Source organism: Acetomicrobium sp. S15 = DSM 107314, from assembly GCF_016125955.1.
GTDB classification, from domain to species: Bacteria; Synergistota; Synergistia; order Synergistales; family Thermosynergistaceae; genus Thermosynergistes; species Thermosynergistes pyruvativorans.
Map to the genome: position 1 here is coordinate 1 of NZ_JADEVE010000047.1, position 330 is coordinate 330.

Sequence of the window (330 nt, forward strand, 5' to 3'; positions counted from 1 at the left end):
GGTGATAATGGTGGAAAACTATAAAGAATTTTATGAGGGTAAAACCGTTTTGGTAACGGGCGGAGCTGGAGCTATTGGGTCAAACCTTTCGCAAGCTTTAGTGGAGTTGGGAGCTCAAACGATCCACGACCGGCTCCATCACGAAATAGGGGACGCAGAAGTTCATGAGCCCCTCGATGTTCCCGAGTTGGACCTTGAGCGTAACCACCAGCACCATATCGGAGAATGTTCTGGCGGATATGCTGGGCGTAAGCCGGACCCCCGTAAGGGACGCCCTAAGGCGCTTGGAGATGGACGGGTTCGTTAGGGTCATACCAAATCAGGGTGTGG

General features: G+C 52.7%; 2 protein-coding genes. One reads left to right on the forward strand and one right to left on the reverse strand.

The annotated features are described in order from the left end of the window. Positions 1–97: 97 nt before the first annotated feature. On the reverse strand, positions 98–217 hold the full coding sequence (locus EZM41_RS14480; RefSeq protein ID WP_446697797.1) for a hypothetical protein: 120 nt from the start codon (positions 215–217) through the stop codon (positions 98–100). A gap of 22 nt (positions 218–239) precedes the next feature. On the opposite strand from EZM41_RS14480, the gene EZM41_RS13330 reads away from it, so the two are divergent. Further along, on the forward strand, positions 240–330 hold a 91-nt coding region (locus tag EZM41_RS13330; RefSeq protein WP_232618900.1), incomplete at its 3' end, for a GntR family transcriptional regulator.